Origin of the sequence: Zafaria cholistanensis (assembly GCF_008580665.1) — a bacterium.
Classification (GTDB): domain Bacteria; phylum Actinomycetota; class Actinomycetes; order Actinomycetales; family Micrococcaceae; genus Zafaria; species Zafaria cholistanensis.
On sequence record NZ_BKDJ01000023.1, the window covers coordinates 1 to 20427 of the forward strand.

20 protein-coding genes are annotated in these 20427 nt (G+C 71.3%); 16 read left to right on the top strand and 4 right to left on the bottom strand.

What is annotated here, in order from left to right; translation table 11 throughout:
• The 13 genes from ftsW to dnaE form a co-directional block, all read left to right on the top strand.
• On the top strand, window positions 1-1331 hold a 1331-nt coding region (gene ftsW / locus NCCP_RS14290; protein ID WP_225873859.1), incomplete at its 5' end, for a putative lipid II flippase FtsW.
• 133 nt (window positions 1332-1464) lie between these two features.
• Window positions 1465-2577 carry an undecaprenyldiphospho-muramoylpentapeptide beta-N-acetylglucosaminyltransferase gene (murG, locus tag NCCP_RS14295; RefSeq protein WP_149957962.1) on the top strand — a complete coding sequence of 371 codons (1113 nt, stop codon included), beginning with the start codon at window positions 1465-1467 and terminating at the stop codon, window positions 2575-2577.
• Between the two features lie 4 nt (window positions 2578-2581).
• Window positions 2582-3982 carry a UDP-N-acetylmuramate--L-alanine ligase gene (gene murC / locus NCCP_RS14300; RefSeq protein WP_149957963.1) on the top strand — a complete coding sequence of 467 codons (1401 nt, stop codon included), beginning with the start codon at window positions 2582-2584 and terminating at the stop codon, window positions 3980-3982.
• Window positions 3979-4746, top strand: coding sequence for a cell division protein FtsQ/DivIB (locus tag NCCP_RS14305; protein WP_149957964.1), 768 nt, complete (start codon window positions 3979-3981; stop codon window positions 4744-4746). Before murC ends, NCCP_RS14305 begins: the two co-directional genes overlap by 4 nt.
• Before the next feature lie 250 nt (window positions 4747-4996).
• The gene (gene ftsZ, locus NCCP_RS14310; protein WP_149957965.1) at window positions 4997-6190 is read left to right on the top strand and encodes a cell division protein FtsZ; all 1194 of its coding nucleotides are present in this window, start codon (window positions 4997-4999) and stop codon (window positions 6188-6190) included.
• A gap of 27 nt (window positions 6191-6217) precedes the next feature.
• Window positions 6218-7054, top strand: coding sequence for a purine nucleoside phosphorylase YfiH/LACC1 family protein (locus tag NCCP_RS14315; protein ID WP_172627418.1), 837 nt, complete (start codon window positions 6218-6220; stop codon window positions 7052-7054).
• Between the two features lie 9 nt (window positions 7055-7063).
• Window positions 7064-7864, top strand: a complete 801-nt coding sequence (locus NCCP_RS14320; protein ID WP_149957966.1) for a YggS family pyridoxal phosphate-dependent enzyme — start codon at window positions 7064-7066, stop codon at window positions 7862-7864.
• A 68-nt stretch (window positions 7865-7932) separates the two neighbouring features.
• Window positions 7933-8445 carry a cell division protein SepF gene (locus NCCP_RS14325; RefSeq protein WP_149957967.1) on the top strand — a complete coding sequence of 171 codons (513 nt, stop codon included), beginning with the start codon at window positions 7933-7935 and terminating at the stop codon, window positions 8443-8445.
• 16 nt (window positions 8446-8461) lie between these two features.
• On the top strand, window positions 8462-8761 hold the full coding sequence (locus NCCP_RS14330) for a YggT family protein (RefSeq protein WP_149957968.1): 300 nt from the start codon (window positions 8462-8464) through the stop codon (window positions 8759-8761).
• 161 nt (window positions 8762-8922) lie between these two features.
• Window positions 8923-9555 carry a DivIVA domain-containing protein gene (locus tag NCCP_RS14335; RefSeq protein ID WP_149957969.1) on the top strand — a complete coding sequence of 211 codons (633 nt, stop codon included), beginning with the start codon at window positions 8923-8925 and terminating at the stop codon, window positions 9553-9555.
• A gap of 87 nt (window positions 9556-9642) precedes the next feature.
• Window positions 9643-10227, top strand: a complete 585-nt coding sequence (gene lspA, locus NCCP_RS14340; protein ID WP_149957970.1) for a signal peptidase II — start codon at window positions 9643-9645, stop codon at window positions 10225-10227.
• Complete coding sequence (locus tag NCCP_RS14345; protein WP_149957971.1) at window positions 10227-11150, top strand: RluA family pseudouridine synthase; 924 nt, start codon at window positions 10227-10229, stop codon at window positions 11148-11150. The genes lspA and NCCP_RS14345 overlap by 1 nt, the downstream gene beginning before the upstream one ends.
• 16 nt (window positions 11151-11166) lie before the next feature.
• Window positions 11167-14733, top strand: coding sequence for a DNA polymerase III subunit alpha (dnaE, locus tag NCCP_RS14350; protein ID WP_149957972.1), 3567 nt, complete (start codon window positions 11167-11169; stop codon window positions 14731-14733).
• A gap of 7 nt (window positions 14734-14740) precedes the next feature.
• Here the strand turns inward: dnaE and NCCP_RS14355 are convergent, their stop codons facing one another.
• Entirely contained in the window at window positions 14741-15247 is a 507-nt protein-coding gene (locus NCCP_RS14355; RefSeq protein WP_225873860.1) for a flavin reductase family protein, read from the bottom strand.
• Window positions 15248-15596: 349 nt separating this feature from the next.
• On the opposite strand from NCCP_RS14355, the gene hisD reads away from it, so the two are divergent.
• Both hisD and nrdR read left to right on the top strand, forming a co-directional pair.
• The gene (hisD, locus tag NCCP_RS14360; RefSeq protein WP_149957974.1) at window positions 15597-16964 is read left to right on the top strand and encodes a histidinol dehydrogenase; all 1368 of its coding nucleotides are present in this window, start codon (window positions 15597-15599) and stop codon (window positions 16962-16964) included.
• A 53-nt stretch (window positions 16965-17017) separates the two neighbouring features.
• Window positions 17018-17506, top strand: a complete 489-nt coding sequence (nrdR, locus tag NCCP_RS14365; protein ID WP_149957975.1) for a transcriptional regulator NrdR — start codon at window positions 17018-17020, stop codon at window positions 17504-17506.
• Window positions 17507-17541: 35 nt separating this feature from the next.
• Here nrdR and ppgK read toward each other — a convergent pair whose 3' ends face one another.
• Window positions 17542-18333, bottom strand: coding sequence for a polyphosphate--glucose phosphotransferase (gene ppgK / locus NCCP_RS14370; protein ID WP_149957976.1), 792 nt, complete (start codon window positions 18331-18333; stop codon window positions 17542-17544).
• Between the two features lie 22 nt (window positions 18334-18355).
• Entirely contained in the window at window positions 18356-19228 is an 873-nt protein-coding gene (map, locus tag NCCP_RS14375; RefSeq protein ID WP_149957977.1) for a type I methionyl aminopeptidase, read from the bottom strand.
• An 81-nt stretch (window positions 19229-19309) separates the two neighbouring features.
• Here map and NCCP_RS14380 point away from each other — a divergent pair, with 81 nt between their 5' ends.
• Window positions 19310-19486, top strand: coding sequence for an SPOR domain-containing protein (locus NCCP_RS14380; protein ID WP_149957978.1), 177 nt, complete (start codon window positions 19310-19312; stop codon window positions 19484-19486).
• A gap of 77 nt (window positions 19487-19563) precedes the next feature.
• Here NCCP_RS14380 and panB read toward each other — a convergent pair whose 3' ends face one another.
• Window positions 19564-20427 (bottom strand): 3-methyl-2-oxobutanoate hydroxymethyltransferase, encoded by an 864-nt coding sequence (panB, locus tag NCCP_RS14385; protein WP_149957979.1) that lies wholly within the window; start codon window positions 20425-20427, stop codon window positions 19564-19566.

Genomic DNA, 20427 nt, shown 5'->3' on the forward strand with positions numbered 1-20427 from the left:
GGCCTTCCGCGGGGCCTTCCGCCGCGGAGCCCGCCGCCCCGCAGCGGCCGGGCGCCGCGGCGCAGCGCGCCGGGTCCGCGACCGGGGACTGGCCGGCCCGGTCCCCGGTCCGGCGGCTGTGGAGCTGGCTCGAGGGCGACCCCGAGACCCGCGGCGGCGTCAGCTACTACATGATCCTCGGCAGTTCGGTGGCGCTGACCCTCATCGGCCTGCTCATGGTGCTGTCCTCCTCGGCCGTGGAGGCCATCACGAGGGAAACCTCCTCCTACGACCTGTTCATGCGCCAGGGCATCTGGGCGCTGGCCGGCTTCATCCTCATGGTCGTGGCGGCCCGGCTGCCCGTGGGGACCATCCGGAAACTGGCCTGGCCCGCCCTGGGCCTGGCCGTGTTCCTGCTGCTGCTGGTCTTCACCCCCCTGGGGGTGGAGGTCTACGGCAACCGCAACTGGATCCGCATCGGAGGCTTCAGCGGCCAGCCCTCGGAGGCGGCAAAGCTGGCGCTGGCCGTGTGGGCCGCCGCCGTACTGGAACGCAAGGCGCACCTGATCGACAACTGGAAGCACGCGATCGTGCCCGTCCTGTTTCCCCTGGGCGCCCTGGTGGTGCTGCTGGTGCTGTTGGGCCGTGACCTCGGCACCGGACTGGTCCTGCTGCTGGTCCTGGGGGCCACGGTCTTCCTGGCCGGGGCGCCGCTGCGCATGTTCGGCATCGCCCTGGGCGGCGTCGCGGCCCTGGCCCTGATCATGGTCGCGGTCAGCGGCAACCGGATGACGCGCATCTACGCGTGGCTGCGGCTGAACTGCGACGCGCCCTCGGACCCGTGCTACCAGTCGGAGCAGGGGCTGTACGCGCTGGCCTCCGGCGGCTGGTGGGGTCTGGGTCTGGGCCAGTCGCGGCAGAAATGGAACTACATCCCGGAGGCCGAGAACGACTTCATCTTCGCCATCATCGGCGAAGAGCTCGGGCTCATGGGCACCCTCGTGATCATTTCCCTCTTCGGCCTGCTGGCGGTCGCCATGTACCGGGTCGCGGCCGGCAGCCAGGACCGGTTCGTGCGGGTGGCCACCGGGGGCATCATGGTCTGGCTGATTGGACAGGCGTTCATCAACATCGGCATGGTCACCAACGTGCTGCCCGTCGTCGGCGTCCCCCTTCCGTTCATCTCCTACGGCGGCTCCGCGCTGACGTTCGCCCTGGCCGCGGTGGGCGTGGTCCTGGCCTTCGCCCGGCAGGCCCCCGGCGCTCCGCCCGTGCGCCACGGCCCGCTCTCCCGCGCACTCGCCCGCACCCGCGGAGGCCTCGCCCAGTCCCGCAGGGCCCCCTCCGACTAAACGGCCCCTTTCGGCTCAACGGCTCCCAACTGTTCGCCACCCCACTGTTCGCCCCCAGCTGCCCCGGCCCCGGCCGTCGCGGCCCCAGGGCCCCTTCCGCCCGACTCCACCACAAACCGAAGGCACAAGCACCATGACCACAGGTCCTTCCATTGTCCTTGCCGGCGGGGGCACCGCCGGGCACATCTCGCCCCTGCTGGCGATCGCGGACGCGATCGCCGCGGCACGCCCGGAGGCCGCCCTGGTCGCGGTCGGCACCGCCAGCGGCATGGAAACCCGGCTGGTGCCCGCGGCCGGGCTCCGGCTGGAGACCATCGACCGCGTTCCGCTGCCCCGCCGGCCTTCCCTGGACCTGCTCAAGCTTCCGTGGCGCTTCCGGGCCGCGGTGCGGCAGGCCGGGGACATCCTGGACCGGGAGGGGGCCGGAGTGGTCGTCGGCGTGGGCGGATACGTCTGCACCCCTGTCTACCTGGCCGCCCGCAGGCGCCGCATCCCGGTGGTGATCCACGAGGCCAATGCCCGTGCCGGCCTGGCCAACAGGGTCGGCGCGCGCTTCGCCGCCCGCGTCGCCACCGCTTTCCCCGGCACCGGACTGCGCGGGGCCGAGCTGGTCGGCATGCCCATGCGCCGCGGCATCGCAGGGCTGGACCGCGCCGCCGCGCGCCCGCAGGCCCGCGCGGCGCTGGGGCTGGACCCGGACCTGCCCACCCTGGTGGTCACCGGGGGCTCCTCCGGGGCGGCCTCCATCAACCGGACCGTCCGTGCCGCCCTGCCCGACGTCGCCGGGGCAGGCATCCAGCTGCTGCACATCACCGGCCGGGGCAAGCAGCTGCTGGACGGAGCCGGCGCCCTCCTGTCGTCCCCGGGCTACCGGCAGGTCGAGTACGTCGACGGCATGGAACTGGCCTATGCGGCCGCCGACCTGGTGGTGGCCCGCTCCGGCGCCGGAACGGTGTGCGAACTCGCGGCGACCGGGACCCCCGCGGTGCTGGTGCCGCTGCCTATCGGCAATGGGGAACAGCGGCTGAATGCCGCCGGCCTGGTGGAGGCCGGTGGAGCGCTGCTGGTCGAGGACGCCGCCTTCACCCCGGACTGGTTCCGCAGCCACGTGCTGCCGCTGCTGCAGGACCCCGGGCGGCTGGAAGCCATGTCCGCCGCGGCACTGGGGCAGGGACGCCGCGATGCGGCGGAGGCCATGGCGGGGATCGTGCTGGACGCGGTCCGGGCCCCGGGCGTGGGAAGCTAGAGGCATGCAGCAGACCCACACGCTCCACGACCTTGGCCGCGTCCATTTCCTCGGGATTGGAGGCGTCGGGGTCTCCGGCGTCGCCCGCCTGATGCTGGCCCGCGGCGTACCCGTTTCGGGAACCGACGCCAAGGACCTGCCGGTGCTCGCCGAGCTCAGCGCCCTGGGGGCCCGCACCCACGTCGGGTACGCGGCGGAGAACCTCGGGGACGCGGACACCGTGGTCATCTCCTCCGTCATCAAGCCCGGCAACCCGGAGTACGACGCGGCCGTGGAGCGCGGGCTGCGCATCCTGCACCGCTCGGAGGGGCTGGCGGCGGCCATGGACGGCCACCATGTGGTCGCGGTGGCCGGCACCCACGGCAAAACGACCACGAGTTCCCTTATTGCCGTGATGCTGCGCCACGCCGGGCTGGCTCCCTCCTTCGCCATCGGCGCGAACGTCGCCGGCCTGGGGGTCAATGCCGAGCACGGCGGCGGTCGCCTCTTCGTGGCCGAGGCGGACGAGTCGGACGCTTCGTTCCTGAACTACCGCCCCGACGTCGTGGTGGTGACCAACGTCGAGGCCGACCACCTGGACCACTACGGCACCGCCGAGGCCGTGGCCCAGAGCTTCCACGCCTTCGCATCGCTGCTGCCCGCGGACGGCCTGCTGGTCTGCTGCGCCGACGATCCGGGGGCGCATGCGCTGGCCACCCGGATGCGCCGCGAACGCCCGGACCTGCGGGTGCAGACGTACGGCTTCGGTGACGGGGCGGACCGCCGCCTGGTGGACCCGGTCCACGAAGGAGGGCGTTCCGAGTGCACGCTTGAGTGGGGCAGCGGCGAGCAGGCGGTGCTCGACCTGGCCGTGCCCGGTGACCACAACCTGCTCAACGCCGCCGCGGCCTTCGCGGTGGGGCTGGACTGCGGACTCGAGCCGGAAGAGGCCGTCCGCGGGCTCGCGTCCTTTACCGGCGCCTCCCGCCGCTTCGATTTCCGCGGCGAAGCCGCCGGCGTGCGCGTCTACGACGACTACGCCCACCACCCCACCGAGGTCCTCGCCGCGCTGCGCACCGCGCGGGCGGTCGCGGGCGAGGGCCGGGTCCACGTGGTGTTCCAGCCCCACCTGTACTCCCGGACCCGGGAATTCTGGCGCGGCTTCGCCGATGCGCTCTCGCTGGCGGACACGGCGCTGGTGCTGGACATCTATCCGGCCCGCGAACAGCCCATCCCGGGGGTGAGCAGCGACCTCGTGGCCAACGCGCTGAACACCGACGGCGGCCCGGCCGCTGCCGCCGAGGCGCCCGCCCGGCTGGCCGCCGTGGCGGCCCCCGGGGACATCGTGATGACCATCGGCGCCGGCGATGTCACCGAACTGGGGGAGGAGATCCTCGCCGCGCTGCGGGGGACGGCCCGGGCATGAGTGCCCGCGCCGCCAGCGGCAGGGGCACCGCCCCGGCCGCGGACAATGTCCTGACCCTGCCCCAAACGCCCGCGGCCCGGCTCCGGCGCCGCGTGCTGCTGTGGACCGGCGGGGTGCTGGCCGGCATCGCCGCGATGCTCCTGGTGCTGATGTATTCCCCGCTGCTGGCCATTCGCAGCATTGACGTCGAAGGCAACCGGCTCGCCTCCGACGGCGCGGTGGCCGAGGCCCTGGAACCCCTGGTTGGCGTCCCGCTGCCGCAGGTGGGGCCCGGGCGGGTGCTGCAGCTGCTGTCCGGACTTGCGCCGGTGGCCGACGTCGTGGTGCAGGCCAAGGCCCCGCACACCCTGCAGGTCAGCGTCGTCGAGCACGCGCCGGTGGCGGTCCTCAAGGACGGCAGGAAGCTGTCCCTGGTGGGGGAGGACGGGCGGAAGCTGGCGCCGCTGGCGAAGCGCTCGGACGCGCAGCTTCCGGTGATCTCCGCCTCCGCCGCCACCGCCGACCCGGCGGTGTTCCGGACCCTCACGCGCGTGCTCGCCGGGCTGCCCGCTCCGGTCCTGGCCCGGTTGGAGCACGCCGGGGCCAAGACCATCGACTCCGTGGAACTGACCCTGTCCAACGGCAAGACGGTGGTGTGGGGCAACGAAGAGCGCGGTGCGCAAAAGGCCCGCGTCCTGCAGGCGCTGCTCAAGGTCAAGGATGACCCGTCCTCCCCGGTGGAGGTCTACGATGTCAGCAGCCCCGACCAGCCCGTCACGCGGTAGCGGGCGGGCGGCCCGGCGGCCTCCGGCAGCCGGCCGCGGCGCTCCGGCGCCCGCGGCCCCCCATCCCGGGTAGACTTCTCGGGGCGACTTCTTGCGGCGACACGCGGGGTGGTCGTTGCATGAAGGAAGCGCAAAACATAGCGTCTCCATAGCGCTTACTTGACATAACTATAACCCTCAAGCTGAGGGTTAAGGTTCGTCCGGTTGAAGCTTCCTAGGTCAGCAGCACTTCGAACAAGGGAAACAGGACGTGGCAGCTCCACAGAACTACCTCGCCGTCATCAAGGTGGTCGGCATCGGCGGCGGCGGCGTCAACGCCGTCAACCGGATGATCGAGGTCGGCCTTCGCGGGGTCGAATTCATTGCGATCAACACCGACGCGCAGGCGCTGCTCATGAGCGACGCCGACGTCAAGCTCGACGTCGGCCGTGAACTGACCCGCGGCCTCGGCGCCGGGGCCAACCCCGAGGTCGGCCGCCAGGCCGCCGAGGACCACGCCGAGGAGATCGAGGAGGTCCTGCGCGGTGCGGACATGGTCTTCGTCACCGCCGGCGAGGGTGGTGGCACCGGAACCGGCGGCGCCCCCGTGGTGGCCCGCATCGCCCGCTCCCTGGGAGCCCTGACCATCGGCGTCGTGACCCGGCCCTTCACCTTCGAGGGACGCCGCCGCGCCAACTCGGCCGAGGCCGGCATCGACGCGCTGCGCGACGAGGTCGACACCCTGATCGTCATCCCGAACGACCGCCTGCTCTCGATCAGCGACCGCAACGTGTCCGTGCTCGACGCCTTCCGGTCCGCCGACCAGGTGCTGCTGTCCGGCGTCCAGGGCATCACCGACCTGATCACCACCCCGGGCCTGATCAACCTCGACTTCGCCGACGTGAAGTCGGTGATGCAGGGCGCCGGATCCGCGCTCATGGGCATCGGGTCGGCGCGCGGCGAGGACCGCGCGGTCAAGGCCGCGGAGCTGGCCATCGCCTCCCCGCTGCTGGAGGCCTCCATCGACGGCGCCCACGGCGTCCTGCTCTCCATCCAGGGCGGAAGCGACCTGGGCCTGTTCGAGATCAACGAGGCGGCCCGCCTGGTCCAGGAGGTCGCCCACCCCGAGGCGAACATCATTTTCGGCGCAGTGATCGACGACGCCCTGGGGGACGAGGCCCGCATCACCGTCATCGCCGCCGGCTTCGACCAGGTCGACGCGACCTCGGCCCCGGCGCATGCCGCCTCCCACGCCGCCCCCGCGGCCCCGGCTGCACAAGCGGCACCCGCGGCTCCCGCCGCCCCCGCGGCGGCGCCGGCGGCTCCGGCCGTTCCCGGCACGGTCCCGCTGGTGCCCGGCACCGTTCCGGCCACCCCGCGCTATGAGGAGCTGCCGGCCGTGGTTGAGCCGGACCTGACCGTCGGCTCCAGCGACGACCTCGACGTCCCGGACTTCCTGAAGTAGCCGGCCTGCCGCACGGTTTGTCCCGCCATGCCCGATCCGACGCCGCCCGATCCGACGCCGCCTGATTCGGTGCTGCCCGGCGTAGGGTTGCCCGCCACCTCGCTGCTCAGCTACGTCCCCGCCGGCCTGCCGGGCCTGCGGGTGGCCTTCACCTCGGTGGCGGAGGGCAACCTCGCGTTGCATGTGGGGGACGACCCGGGGCGGGTCGCCTCCGCCCGGGCCGGGCTTGAGGCCCGGCTCGGCCTGGCCCCGGGCGGGCTCCGCTTCATGGAGCAGGTCCACTCGGCCACCGTGCACGAGGTCCCCGCCGGGCCCGCCCGGCCCGGAGCGTCCGTGCCGGTGGCGGATGCGCTGGTCAGCGCCGATGCCTCGGCGGCGCTGGCCGTGATGGTCGCCGACTGCCTGCCGGTGGTCTTCGCGGGCACCGCCGGATCCGGGGCGGCCACGGCCGTGGCCCACGCCGGCCGGCGCGGGCTGCTGGAGGGCGTGCTCCAAGCCACCGTCGGCCGCCTGCGCGTGGCCGGGGCGCAGCACCTCCAGGCGTGGATCGGTCCGGCGGTCTGCGGCCGCTGCTACGAGGTACCCGCGGCGCTGGCCGAGGAGGCCGAGCACCTCCTGCCCGGCATTGCCTCCACCACCTCGTGGGGGACCCCGGCGCTGGACCTGCCCGCCGCCGCCGCCGCGCTGCTGGAGGGGCTCGGCGTCGCCGTCGAGTCCAGCGGCGTCTGCACCCTCGAAGACCCCTCCTACTACTCGTACCGCCGCGACCCGAAGACCGGCCGCTTCGCCGGTTTGGTCTGGACGGACGCCCCCGCATCCCCGGACCCGGACCGTTCCGGCCCTTCCCAGCCCGCCCCAGCGTAAGGACCACCCTTGACCGAGCCGACCCCTCCGGGCCCCGCCCCCGCGGAGCCGGCCGGGAGCCAGGCCCGCCGGGCCGACCTCGCGGCCCGGCTGGCCGCGGTCCGGGACCGCATCGCCGCGGCGGCCCGCGCCGCCGGCCGGCCCGACCTGCCCGAGTTGATCGTCGTCACCAAGTTCTTCCCGGCCTCCGACGTGCGCCTGCTGGCCGGGCTGGGCGTGCGCCGGGTGGGGGAGAACCGGGACCAGGAGGCCTCGGCCAAGGCGGCCGAACTGGCGGACCTGGACCTTGAGTGGCACTTCATTGGCCAGCTGCAGACCAACAAGGCGCGCCACGTGGCCCGCTACGCCCACGCCGTGCAGTCCGTGGACCGGCCGCAACTGGTTTCCGCACTCTCCCGCGGCGTGGCCGCCGAGAACCAGCGCCGGGCCGGCGAGGGGCTGCCCGCCCGCTCCCCGCTGGAATGCCTTATCCAGGTGGACCTGCGCAGCCCGGCCGAGCATGCCCGCGATGCGGGACCGGCCCACCGCGGGGGCGCGCTCCCCGCGGACATCGGAGCCCTGGCCGGGCTGGTGGACGCCGCCGAGGGCCTGCGCCTGGGCGGGCTGATGGCCGTCGCGCCGCTGGGCGCCGACCCCGCCGCCGCCTTCGCCCGGCTCGCCGGGCTCTCGGCGGCTCTGCGGGCCAGCTATCCTGGGGCTGACGTGGTCTCCGCCGGCATGAGCCAGGACCTGGAACAGGCCGTGGCGGCGGGTGCGACACACCTGCGTGTCGGGTCCGATGTCCTCGGTCCGCGCCCGCCGTTGCGGTAGCGTCGTTCGGGAGGAGACTCTCGCGGAGCCCGCCCCACGGCACCGCGCATGACCTGGAGGAGAAGACCATGGCTGGCGCCCTGCGCAAGACAATGATCTACCTGGGACTCGCCGATGGCGACGAGCACTACGACTCGGACCAGTATGCTGAGCGGGAGGTCGTGCAGCGCCCCGAGGCCGTGCTCCACGAGGAGCACGCGAGCCGGCCGGACGAAGCCGCGGAGCCTGCCGAAACCGAATACCGGGCGCCCGTCACACCCATCAAGCGCGCGCCGTCAGCCAGGGACGAGGATTCTTCATTGCGCCAGATCACCACGGTCCATCCCCGCTCCTACAACGATGCCAAAATCATCGGCGAGAGCTTCCGGGAGGGGATCCCGGTCATCATGAACGTCACCGACATGGGGGAAGCCGACGCCAAGCGGCTGGTGGACTTCTCCGCCGGACTGGTCTTTGGCCTGCACGGCAGCATCGAGCGGGTCACCAACAAAGTGTTCCTGCTTTCCCCCTCGACCGTGGAAGTGCTGGGCGAGGACAAGAAGTCCTCCGAAGGCCAGGCTTCCTTCTTCAACCAGAGCTGAACGGGGCACATCCGCCGTGCAGATCATTTGGGCGTTGATCTATATCGCCCTGACGCTTTTCCAGGTCCTGCTGATCCTCCGCATCGTGTTCGACGTGGTGCAGATGTTCGCCCGCTCCTGGCGGCCGCGGGGGATCGCGCTGGTCCTTGCCAGCGCCGTCTACCGGTTCACCGACCCGCCAATGCGCTGGCTCAAGTCCAGGATCAAGCCGCTGGACCTGGGCGGGATGCGGCTGGACCTTGCCTTCATCGTGCTGTACATCGCCGTCTGGGTGGCGATGCTCATCGTCCGCTCGCTCGCTGCGGCCACGGCCTGAACACGTCCGCGGGGCGTGGTTAGGGTTAGCGGCCCGAACCGTTATAGTCTGGTGACTGCATGTGTTGCGGCAAGGCCGCACCACATGGCAGCGACCGGGATAAGTGTACTCTTGCCGCAATCAAGCGGCGGGGGGAGAGAACCAAGTATCGAGGTGACCAGATGGCGCTCACGCCAGAAGATGTAGTCAACAAGCGATTCCAGCCGACCAAGTTCCGTGAGGGATACGATCAGGACGAGGTGGATGACTTCCTTGACGAGATCGTGGTCGAGCTGCGCCGCCTGAACCAGGAGAACGACGAGCTCCGCCGCCGGATCTCCGAGCTGCAGTCCTCTGGCGCCGAGGGACAGGCCGTCCCCGCACCGGTCGCCGCCGCCCCCGCACCGGTGGTGGAGGAGAAGGCCGCCGAGCCGGCCCCCAAGCAGGAGGAGCCGGCGAAGGAAGCCGCCCCGGCCGGCGGACACGCCTCCACTGCGGAATCCGCGGCCGGCGTGCTGGCCATGGCCCAGCGCCTGCACGACGAATACGTCAGCGCCGGCGTCGAGCAGCGCGACAAGATCATCGCCGAGGCCCAGATCGAGGCCAACGGCCTGGTCAGCGAGGCCGAGGAGAAGAGCCGCAAGACGCTTGCCGCCCTGGAGCAGCAGAAGACCGTGCTCGAGCGCAAGGTGGAGCAGCTGCGCGGCTTCGAGCGCGACTACCGCGCCCGCCTGAAGGCCTACATCGAGAGCCAGCTGCGCGACCTCGAGGCCAAGGGCTCCATGGCGACGCCGGAGACCAAGGAAAACGCCTAGGCACCGCCGCCCCGCCGCCGGGCGGGGCGCGCCCACGGTCGGCGGCCGGGACCCCCCGGCCGCCGACGGCACGTTAAAGGGGAAGTGATGGAAGAGGACCCGACGCCGGGGGTGGCGCCGACAGGCACGCCCTCCGGCGCATTGCCCGTTCCGCCGGCCCGCCGGGCCGGCCCGCGGCTGGCCGCGCTGGCCCTGGTGATCGCCGCGGCCGGCTACGGGCTGGACCAGCTCACCAAGTGGATCGTCGAGACGCGGATGTACGAGGGGCAGAGCATCGACGTGCTGCCCCCGCTGCTGCGCTGGCACTTCATCCGCAACCCCGGGGCGGCCTTCTCCATCGGCACCGACGTGACCTGGATCTTCACCCTGGTAATGATCGCCGTGGTGACCTACATCCTGGTCCTGCTGCGCAAGGTCGCTTCCCGGGCGTGGGCCGTCGCGCTGGGCGCGCTGCTCGGCGGCGCCGCGGGCAACCTGACCGACCGGCTGTTCCGCGAGCCCTCCTTCGGGATGGGCCACGTGGTGGACTTCATCGCACTGCCCAATTTCGCAATCTTCAACATCGCCGATTCGCTGATCGTGTGCTCCATGGTGGGGATCTGCCTGCTGGTGTTCCGCGGCATCGGCTTGGACGGCACCCGCAGCGACGCCGGGACCCGGACGGGCGCCTGATGCCGCGCCTGGAGGTCCCCGCAGGCCAGGCCGGCCAGCGCATCGACGCCGTCGTCGCCGCCGGGCTGGGCATTTCCCGCACCATCGCGGCGCAGCTGTGCGCCGAGGGCAATGTCGCCGTCGGCGGCAGGCCCGTGGCCAAGTCACGCAAAGCGGTGGCCGGGGAGGCCATCGACGTCACCGTCCCGGAGCGTCCGGACCCGTTGGAAGTGAGGGTTGAGGCCGTGGAAGACCTGAGGATACTGGGTGACGACGACGACTACGTCGTCATCGACAAGCCCGTGGGCGTGGCCGCCCACCCGTCCCCGGGGTGGGTCGGTCCCACCGTGGTGGGGGCGCTGGCCGCGGCCGGATACCGCATCTCCACCTCCGGGGCCCCGGAACGGCGGGGGATCGTGCACCGCCTCGACGTCGGCACCTCGGGGGCGATGGTGGTGGCGAAGACGGAGCGGGCCTACACCGCGCTCAAGCGCGCCTTCAAGGAACGGACCCCGGAGAAGGTCTACCACGCCGTCGTCCAGGGCCTGCCCGATCCGCTCGAAGGCACCATCGACGCCCCGATCGGGCGCCATCCCGGCCACGACTGGCGCTTCGCCGTGATCGAGGACGGGCGCCCCTCGGTAACCCACTACAAGGTCCTGGAGGCCTTCGGGCGGGCCTCGCTGGTGGAGGTGCACCTGGAGACCGGGCGCACCCACCAGATCCGCGTGCACTTCGCCGCCCTGCGCCACCCCTGCGCCGGAGACCAGACCTATGGCGCCGACCCGCGCCTGGCCGCGGCCCTGGGCCTGACCCGGCAGTGGCTGCACGCCCACCGGCTGGGCTTTCCGCATCCGGTCACGGGGGAGTGGGTGCACTACACCAGCACCTATCCGGCCGACCTCGGGCACTCGCTGGAACTGCTCCGCGACGGACTCGCCTGACGGGTAGTCTTGACGGGTGGCAAGCTCAACCCGGGACGGATTCGTCCACCTCCATGTACACACCGAATACTCCATGCTGGACGGTGCAGCCCGTTTGGGCGAGCTGTTCAAGGAGGCCGAACGCCTCGGCATGACCTCCATGGCGACCACCGACCACGGCTACCTGTTCGGTGCCTTCGACTTCTGGAACAAGGCCACCCAGGCCGGGATCAAGCCGATCATCGGCGTGGAGGCCTACGTCACCCCCGGCACCGCCCGCACCGACAAGACCCGCGTGCGCTGGGGCGAGGAGCACCAGCGCAAGGACGACATTTCCGGTGGCGGCGCCTACACGCACATGACGCTGCTCAGCTACAACAACCAGGGCATGCGCAACCTCTTCCGCGCCTCCTCGATCGGTTCGCTGGACTCGGTCTTCGGCAAGTGGCCGCGGCTGGACCGGGAGCTGCTGGTCCAGTACAGCCCCGGGCTGATCGCCACCACCGGCTGCCCCTCCGGGGAGATCCAGACCCGGCTGCGGCTGGGCCAGTACGCCGAAGCCAAGGCGGCAGCCGCCGAGTACCAGGACATCTTCGGCAAGGAGAACTATTTCTGCGAGCTGATGGACCACGGCCTGGAGATCGAGCGCCGGGTCACCACGGACCTGCTGCGCCTGGCGAAGGAACTGGACATTCCCCTGGTCGCCACCAACGACCTGCACTACACGCACGAGCACGACGCGAAGGCCCACGAGGCGCTGCTGGCCATCCAGTCCGGTTCCACGCTGCTGGAGCCGACCTACGACCAGGGCGGTTCCCGCTTCGCCTTCTCCGGTTCCGGCTACTACCTGAAGTCTCCGCAGGAGATGCGCCGGCTCTTCTCCGAGCACCCGGAGGCCTGCGACAACACCCTGCTGATCGCCGAGCGGTGCGAGGTCTCCTTCAACACCGACGCGAACTACATGCCCAAGTACCCCTGCCCGCCGGGGGAGGACGAGACCAGCTGGCTGGTCAAGGAGGTCGACGCCGGCCTGCGCTACCGCTACCCCGACGGCGTCCCCGACGAGGTGCGCAAACAGGCCGACTACGAGCTGGACGTCATCATCAAGATGGGCTTCCCCGGCTACTTCCTGGTCGTGGCCGACTTCATCAACTGGTCCAAGGACAACGGCATCCGCGTCGGCCCGGGCCGCGGCTCCGGCGCCGGGTCGATGGTCGCCTACGCCATGCGCATCACCGACCTGGACCCGCTGCGGCACGGGCTGATCTTCGAACGCTTCCTGAACCCCGAACGCGTCTCCATGCCCGACTTCGACGTCGACTTCGATGACCGCCGCCGCCCCGAGGTGATCAAGTACGTCACCGAGAAGTACGGCGACGAACGCGTGGCGATGATCGTCACCTACGGATCCATCAAGACCAAGCAGGCGCTCAAGGACTCCTCGCGCGTGCTCGGCTACCCGTTCAGCATGGGCGAGACGCTCACCAAGGCGCTGCCGCCGGCCATCATGGCCAAGGACATCCCGCTGGGCGACATCGAGAACCCCCAGGCCAAGCGCTACGGCGAGGCCGCGGACTTCCGCCAGCTGATCGCCACCGACCCGGAGGCGGCCAAGGTCTTCGAGACCGCCAAGGGCATCGAGGGCCTCAAGCGCCAGTGGGGCGTCCACGCCGCCGGCGTGATCATGAGCTCGGACCCGATCATCGACGTCATCCCGATCATGCGCCGCTTCCAGGACGGCCAGGTGATCACCCAGTTCGACTACCCGACCTGCGAGGGCCTGGGGCTGATCAAGATGGACTTCCTGGGCCTGCGCAACCTGACGATCATCTCCGACGCGCTGGAGAACATCAAGAAGAACCGCGGCTTCGACCTGGACCTGGAACACCTGGAGCTGGACGACGCGGAGTCCTACCAGCTGCTGGCCCGCGGCGACACGCTGGGGGTGTTCCAGCTCGACGGCGGGCCGATGCGCTCGCTGCTGAAGCTGATGCGCCCGGACAACTTCGAGGACATCTCCGCGGTGCTGGCGCTCTACCGCCCCGGTCCGATGGGCGCGAACGCGCACAACAACTACGCGCTGCGCAAGAACGGCCTGCAGGAGATCACCCCGATCCACCCGGAACTGGCCGAACCGCTCGAGGACATCCTGGGCGGCACCTACGGCCTGATCGTGTACCAGGAACAGGTCATGGCCATCGCGCAGAAGCTGGCCGGCTACACGCTGGGCCAGGCCGACATCCTGCGCCGCGCGATGGGCAAGAAAAAGAAGTCCGAGCTGGACAAGCAGTTCGCCGGCTTCTCCCAGGGCATGCAGGACAACGGGTACTCGCTGGAGGCCGTCCAAACCCTGTGGGACATCCTGCTGCCCTTCTCCGACTACGCGTTCAACAAGGCGCACTCGGCCGCCTACGGCGTGGTCAGCTACTGGACCGCCTACCTCAAGGCCCACTACCCGGCCGAATACATGGCCGCGCTGCTTACCTCCGTGGGCGACGATAAAGACAAGTCCGCCCTCTACCTCAACGAGTGCCGCCACATGGGCATCACGGTCCTGCCCCCGGACGTGAACGAGTCCTCGCTGACCTTCACCCCGGTCGGCAACGATATCCGCTTCGGCATGGGAGCGATCCGCAACGTCGGCGCCAACGCCGTGGTGGCGATCGTGGAGGCGCGCGAGGAGAAGGGACGGTTCGAGAACTTCTCCGACTTCCTGCAAAAGGTCCCCGCCGTGGTCTGCAACAAACGCACCATCGAATCGCTGATCAAGGCCGGCGCGTTCGACTCCATGGGCCACTCCCGCCGCGCGCTGGTGATGGTCCACGAGGAGGCCGTCGACTCGGTCGTGGTGCTCAAGCGCAACGAGGCCGCCAACCAGTTCGACCTGTTCAGCGCCCTGGACGACCCCGCCGAGGCCGGGTCGGGCCTGACCGTCGTCGTGCCGGACCTGCCCGAATGGGACAAGAAGGACAAGCTCGCGTTCGAGCGGGACATGCTGGGCCTGTACGTCTCCGACCACCCGCTGCAGGGCCTGGGCGGGCTGCTCAGCCAGCACGCGGACCTGTCCATCAGCCAGGTCCTCTCCGACGACGGCCCGGCCGACGGGCACATCGTGACCATCTCCGGCATGATTACCTCGCTGCAGCGGCGCATCGCCAAGAACAGCGGCAACGCCTACGCGCGCTGCGAGATCGAGGACCTGGGCGGCTCGATGGAGACCATGTTCTTCGGCAACGCCTATGCCCCCATCGCCAACGTGCTCGCCGAGGACCTGATCGTCGTGGTCAAGGGCCGCGTGCAGCGCCGCGACGACGGGTCCATCACGCTCAACGCGCAGGAACTCACGGTCCCGGAGATCAGCGAGGACGGGGAGTCCGGTCCGGTGGTCATCAGCCTGCCCGCCCACAAGGCCACCGAGGAGGTCGTCTCGGCGCTCGGGGAGGTGCTGCGCACCCATTCGGGCAGCACCGAGGTGCGGGTCAAGCTCAACGGCACCCGTTCGGTGCAGCTGATGCGCCTGGGCATCGAGTACCGCGTCAACCCCAACCCGGCACTGTTCGGCGACCTGAAGGTGCTGCTGGGCCCGGCCTGCCTGGACGTCTAGGCCCGGACTAGATCTCGTACTCCAGCGCCGCGGCACGGCGGTAGGACCCGCCGTGGTAGAGCAGCGGATGCCCTTCGGGGCCGACGCCGCCGTCGGCCACCTCGGCGACCACCACGGCATTGCGGCCGAAGGAGAGCCGCAGCAGGATCCGCCCGAGCAGCCAGCCGCGCACGCCCCTGAGCAGCGGCACCCCGAACGGACCCGGCTCCCAGTGGTCCCCGGAGAACCGGTCCGGTCCGCGGGCGAAGCGCTCGGCCAGCCCCGCATGGTCCAGGCCCAGCAGGTGCACGCCGACGTACTCGCCGTTGGCGACCGCCGGCCACGCGGATCCCGACAGGGACATGTTGAAGGTGAACCGCGGGGGGTCGGCCGACAGCGAGGCCAGGGAGGTGGCGGTGAAGCCGTACGGAACCCCGTCCCAGACGGCGGTCAGTACCGCCACCCCGGCAGCGTGGCGGCGGAACGCGTCGCGGAAGATCCCGGCCAGGTCGGCCTCCTGCCGGTGCCTGGGCACGTGGAGGTGGGGCGGCTCCTGGGACTCCGGGACTGCCGGTTCCGGGACAGCCGGAGCTGCGCCTGCCGGTTCTGCGGTTGCCGGTTCCGGGAGAGCCGGTCCTGCGCCTGCCGGTTTTGCGGCTGCCGGTTCCCGGGGCGGGACGGCTGGTGGGGAAACCATGGCGACCTCCTGCTGCCGCGGCTCTGCGGATCGGCCGCGCTTCCAGACTAAGCCCGGATCCGGCCGGGCGGATATGCCGGGCGGACAGGCCGGGCAGGGACCGGGGCGGGGTCCGGCCGCGGGGCGAATGTTAAGCCGCCCCGGGGCGGCGCCCCGCCCCCTGCGCGCGCCGTCGTAGGATTGGGGGGTGAATCCCACTGCCGCTTCCGCCTTTGCCTCCCTGCGCACCATCGACCTGCGCGGCACCCGTTTGGACCACGCCCGACTCAAGGCCGCGCTGCCGCGGCCGGAACTGAACTTCGACACCGCCTCCGAGGTCGTCGAGGGCATCATCGGGCGGGTGCGCGCCGAAGGGTTCGCCGCCCTCTCCGACCTCGCCGCGCGCTTCGACGGCGTCGAGCAGGAACACACCCGCGTCCCGGCCCAGGCACTTGCCCGGGCCCTGGAAGAACTCGACCCGGCCGTGCGCGCCGGACTCGAGGAATCCATCCGGCGCGCCCGCGCCTTCGCCGCGGCCCAGGTCCCCGGGGACACGGCCGTCGAGTACCCCAACGGCGCCCGCGTGGTGCAGCGCTGGTCCCCGGTGCGCCGCGTCGGCCTGTACGTCCCCGGCGGCCTGGCCGTCTATCCCAGCTCCGTAGTCATGAACGTCGTGCCCGCCCAGGCCGCCGGCGTCGGCTCGCTGGCGCTGGCCTCCCCGCCGCAGAAGGAGTTCGGCGGACTGCCGCACCCCACCATCCTGGCCGCCGCCGCGCTGCTGGGCGTGGAGGAGGTCCACGCCATGGGGGGCGCCCAGGCGATCGCAGCCTTCGCGTACGGCGTCCCGGCCCCCGAGGGTGGCGCGCCGAACCTGGCGATCGAGCCGGTCGACGTCGTCACCGGCCCCGGCAACCTGTTCGTGGCCACCGCCAAGCGCCTCGTCAAGGGCGTCGTGGGGATCGACGCCGAGGCCGGCCCCACCGAGATCGCCATCCTCGCCGACGCCACCGCAACCCCCGCCTACGTGGCGGCCGACATGGTCAGCCAGGCCGAACACGACCCCCACGCCGCGTCCGTGCTGGTCACCGACTCGGTGGAGCTGGCCGAGGCCGTGCGCGTGGAGCTGGCCACCCAGGCCGCGGCCACCAAGCACGCCGAGCGGGTGCACACCGCGCTTTCCGGGCCCCAGTCCGCCGTCGTCCTGGTGGACGGCATCGAGGAGGGCATCAGGGTCTGCAACACCTACGCGGCCGAGCACCTGGAGATCCACACGCGCGACGCCGCGGCCGTCGCCGGGCGCATCACTGCGGCCGGGGCGATCTTCGTGGGCGACCACAGCCCGGTCAGCTTGGGCGACTACTGCGCCGGCTCCAACCACGTCCTGCCCACCAGCGGCACCGCAGCCTACGCCTCGGGCCTGAACGTGGAGACTTTCCTGAAGGCCATCCAGGTGATCGACTACGGGCGCGAGGCGCTGCGGGAGGTCGGGGGCCACGTCGTGGCGCTCTCCCGGGCGGAGGACCTGCCCGCGCACGGCGACGCGGTGCTGGTGCGCTTCGGCGGTGACCTCTCCTGAGGCCTGTCCCGCCCGTCCACGACCTGCGCCGCGGCGCGGAAAGGTAGGAGCCCGTGTACTGCCCGTTCTGCCGCAACACCGACTCCAAAGTGGTGGACAGCCGCGTCACCGACGACGGATCCTCGATCCGGCGCCGCCGCCAGTGCTCGGCCTGCGGGAAGCGCTTCACCACGGTGGAGACGCCCACGCTGAACGTGATCAAGCGGTCCGGGGTGGCCGAGCCCTTCAGCCGGGACAAGGTGATCACCGGGGTCCGCAAGGCCTGCCAGGGCCGTCCCGTCACCGACGACGACCTGGCCATGCTGGCCCAGGAGGTGGAGGAGACAGTCCGGGCGACCGGGGCGGCGGAGATTGCCGCCCGCGAGGTGGGCCTGGCGATCCTGGCGCCGCTGCAGCGCCTGGACCAGGTCGCCTACCTGCGCTTCGCCAGCGTCTACCAGGACTTCGATTCGCTGGAAGACTTTGAGGCGGCCATCGCCAAGCTGCGCCGCGAGGCCGGCGCCCCGCCGGCCGGGCGGCAGCGCCCGCTGACCGCGAAATAGCCGGCGGCCGGGCCGGCGGACAGGGTCCTTCCGGCCTAGTCGGTCCCCGGCAGCGAGGCACGCAAAGCCGCCCCCACGATCCCCGCGTTGTTGCGCAGCGCGGCCGTGGTCACCGGCGTCGCCAGCGTCAGGTGCGGGAGGAAGTCCTCGCTGCGCTTGGAGATGCCCCCGCCCACCACGAACAGATTGGGGGAGAAGAGGAACTCCACGTGGGAGAAGTAGCGCTGCAGCCGCTGCGCGTACTCCGTCCAGGACAGCTCCTCGCGTTCGCGGGCGGAGGCCGAGGCCCGCGACTCCGCGTTGGCTCCGTCCAGCTCCAGGTGGCCAAGCTCGACGTTGGGAACCAGCACGCCGTTGTGGATCAGCGCGGACCCGATGCCCGTGCCCAGCGTGAGCACCAGCACCGTGCCCGCCACGCCGCGGCCGGCCCCGTAGCGGGCCTCGGCCAGGCCGGCGGCATCGGCGTCGTTGACCACCTGCACCGGCCGGCCCAGGCGCAAGGTCATGAGTGCGTCCACGTCCGTGCCGATCCAGGCCGGGTCGACGTTGGCCGCCGAACGGGCCACCCCGTGGTGGATGATCGCCGGGAAAGCGACCCCGACGGAGAGGTGCGGCGGCGGCGCCTCCGGCCGGGCGGACAGCTCGGCGACGATCTGGCCCACGGTTTCGGCCAGCGCCTCGGGCGTGGCCGGCCGGGGGGTGGGGATCCGGACCCGGTCCCCGACCAGCTTCCCCTTGTCCAGGTCCACGATCCCGCCCTTGGTTCCGGTGCCGCCGATGTCGATGCCGATCGCGGTACGCTTCGCCTGCTTGCTGTCCTTGGGCATGGGCTCTCCTTGGGCGTGGGGTCTAGGGCAGGGTGAGGATCTCGGCGCCGGAGTCGGTCACCAGCAGGGTGTGCTCGAACTGCGCGGTCCGCTTGCGGTCCCTGGTGACCGCGGTCCACCCGTCCTCCCACATGTCCCACTCGATGGTGCCCAGGGTCAACATGGGTTCGATCGTGAACACCATGCCCGGTTCCATCACCCGGTTGTAGGCGGGCGCGGCGTCGTAGTGGGGGATGATCAGCCCGGTGTGGAACGCCTCGCCGACGCCGTGGCCGGTGAAGTCGCGCACCACCCCGTAGCCGAAGCGCTTGGCATAGGCCGAGATCGCGCGGCCGATCACGTTGATTTCCCGCCCGGGCATCACGGCCTTGATGGCGCGGCGCAGCGACTCCTCGGTGCGCTCCACCAGCAGCCGGGACTCCTCGTCGACGTCCCCGGCCAGGAACATGGCGTTGGTGTCCCCGTGCACCCCGTCAAGGTAGGCGGTGATGTCGATGTTGATGATGTCCCCCTCGCGCACGACGGTGCTGTCCGGGATGCCGTGGCAGATGACCTCGTTCAGCGACGAGCACAGCGACTTCGGGAAGCCGCGGTAGCCCAGCGTCGACGGGTAGGCGCCGTGGTCGATGAGGAACTCGTGGCCGATCCGGTCCAGCTCGTCGGTCGTCACCCCGGGCATGACGGCCCGCCCGACCTCCTGCAGCGCCTGCGCGGCCAGGCGGGAGGCGGCGCGGATCCGCCCGATCGTCTCCGGGTCCTTGACCTCGGAGCCGGTGAACTTCGCGGGAGCGGGACGCCCGACGTACTCGGGGCGGGCGATTCCGGCCGGGACGGGGCGTGCGGGGGAGACAGTGCCGGGGACAAGGGTGCCGACGGGGGCGGTGGTGCTGGGCATGTAACCGATACTAACCCCATGGGCGCGGCCCGGGCGCGGGGTATTCTGGGCCGCAGGAGCAGGGACGGAAAGGAAACGGCCATGGATGAGCCCCGGGGTGACTACTGGTACAACCTGGTGACGGGCAAGGTCGAGGTGGGTGCGCAGTCCGACTGGACCCAGCTGATCGGCCCCTACGCCTCGCGCGAGGAGGCCGAACACGCCATCGAGAAGGTTCACGAGCGGAACAGGTCGTGGGAGCAGGGCGAGGAGGACTGAGTCCGCGCCGTTGCCCGGAGCCCGTACCGGGGAACGGCGGTTCCCCTGCAAGCTGCGTCTCCTGGAAGCTGTGTCCCCTAGAAGCTGTGCTCGGCGCCGGGGAAGGTGCCGGCCAGGACGTCGTCGCGGTAGGCGCGGGCCGCTCCGGAAACGATCGAGCGCAGGTCGGCGTAGCGCTTGACGAACCGCGGAACCTTGCCCTGGCCCAGCCCCAGCATGTCCTGCCATACCAGGACCTGGCCGGTGGTCCCCGCCCCGGCCCCGATCCCGACGGTGGGGACCTTCAGGGCGCGGTCCACTTCGGCGGCGGTCTCCGCCGGGACCATCTCCATCAGCACGCTGAACGCGCCGGCTGCCTCAATGGCCAGGGCGTCCTCCAGCACCGCGCGCGCGGCCGCGCCGCGGCCCTGCACCCGGTAGCCGCCCAGGGCGTGTTCGCTTTGGGGGGTGAAGCCGACGTGGCCCATCACCGGAATGCCGGCGCGGGTGATGGCCCGCACGTGGTCGGCGAAGTGCGCGCCGCCTTCCAGCTTGACCGCGTGGACGCGGGCCTCCTTCATCAGGCGGACCGCGGATTCCACGGCCTGGCCCGGGGAGACCTGGTAGGAGCCGAACGGCAGGTCGGCCACGACGAGCGCGCGGCGGGAACCGGCGGTGACGGCCCGGGAGAACATGACCATCTCGTCCAAAGTGATCGGCAGCGTCGTCTCGTGGCCGAGCACGTTGTTGGCGGCGGAGTCCCCGACGAGCAGGACCTCGATGCCGGCCTCGTCGAAGATCCCGGCCATGTACTGGTCGTAGGCGGTGACCATCGCGAACCGCTGGCCGGCTTCCTTGGCCTTGGCCAGGTGGTGCGTGCGGATCCGGGAGGGGGGCGCCGGGACCGCTTCCGGCGGTGCCGCCGGGGACTGTCCGTAGGGCGCGCTTTCTTCGGCACTCAT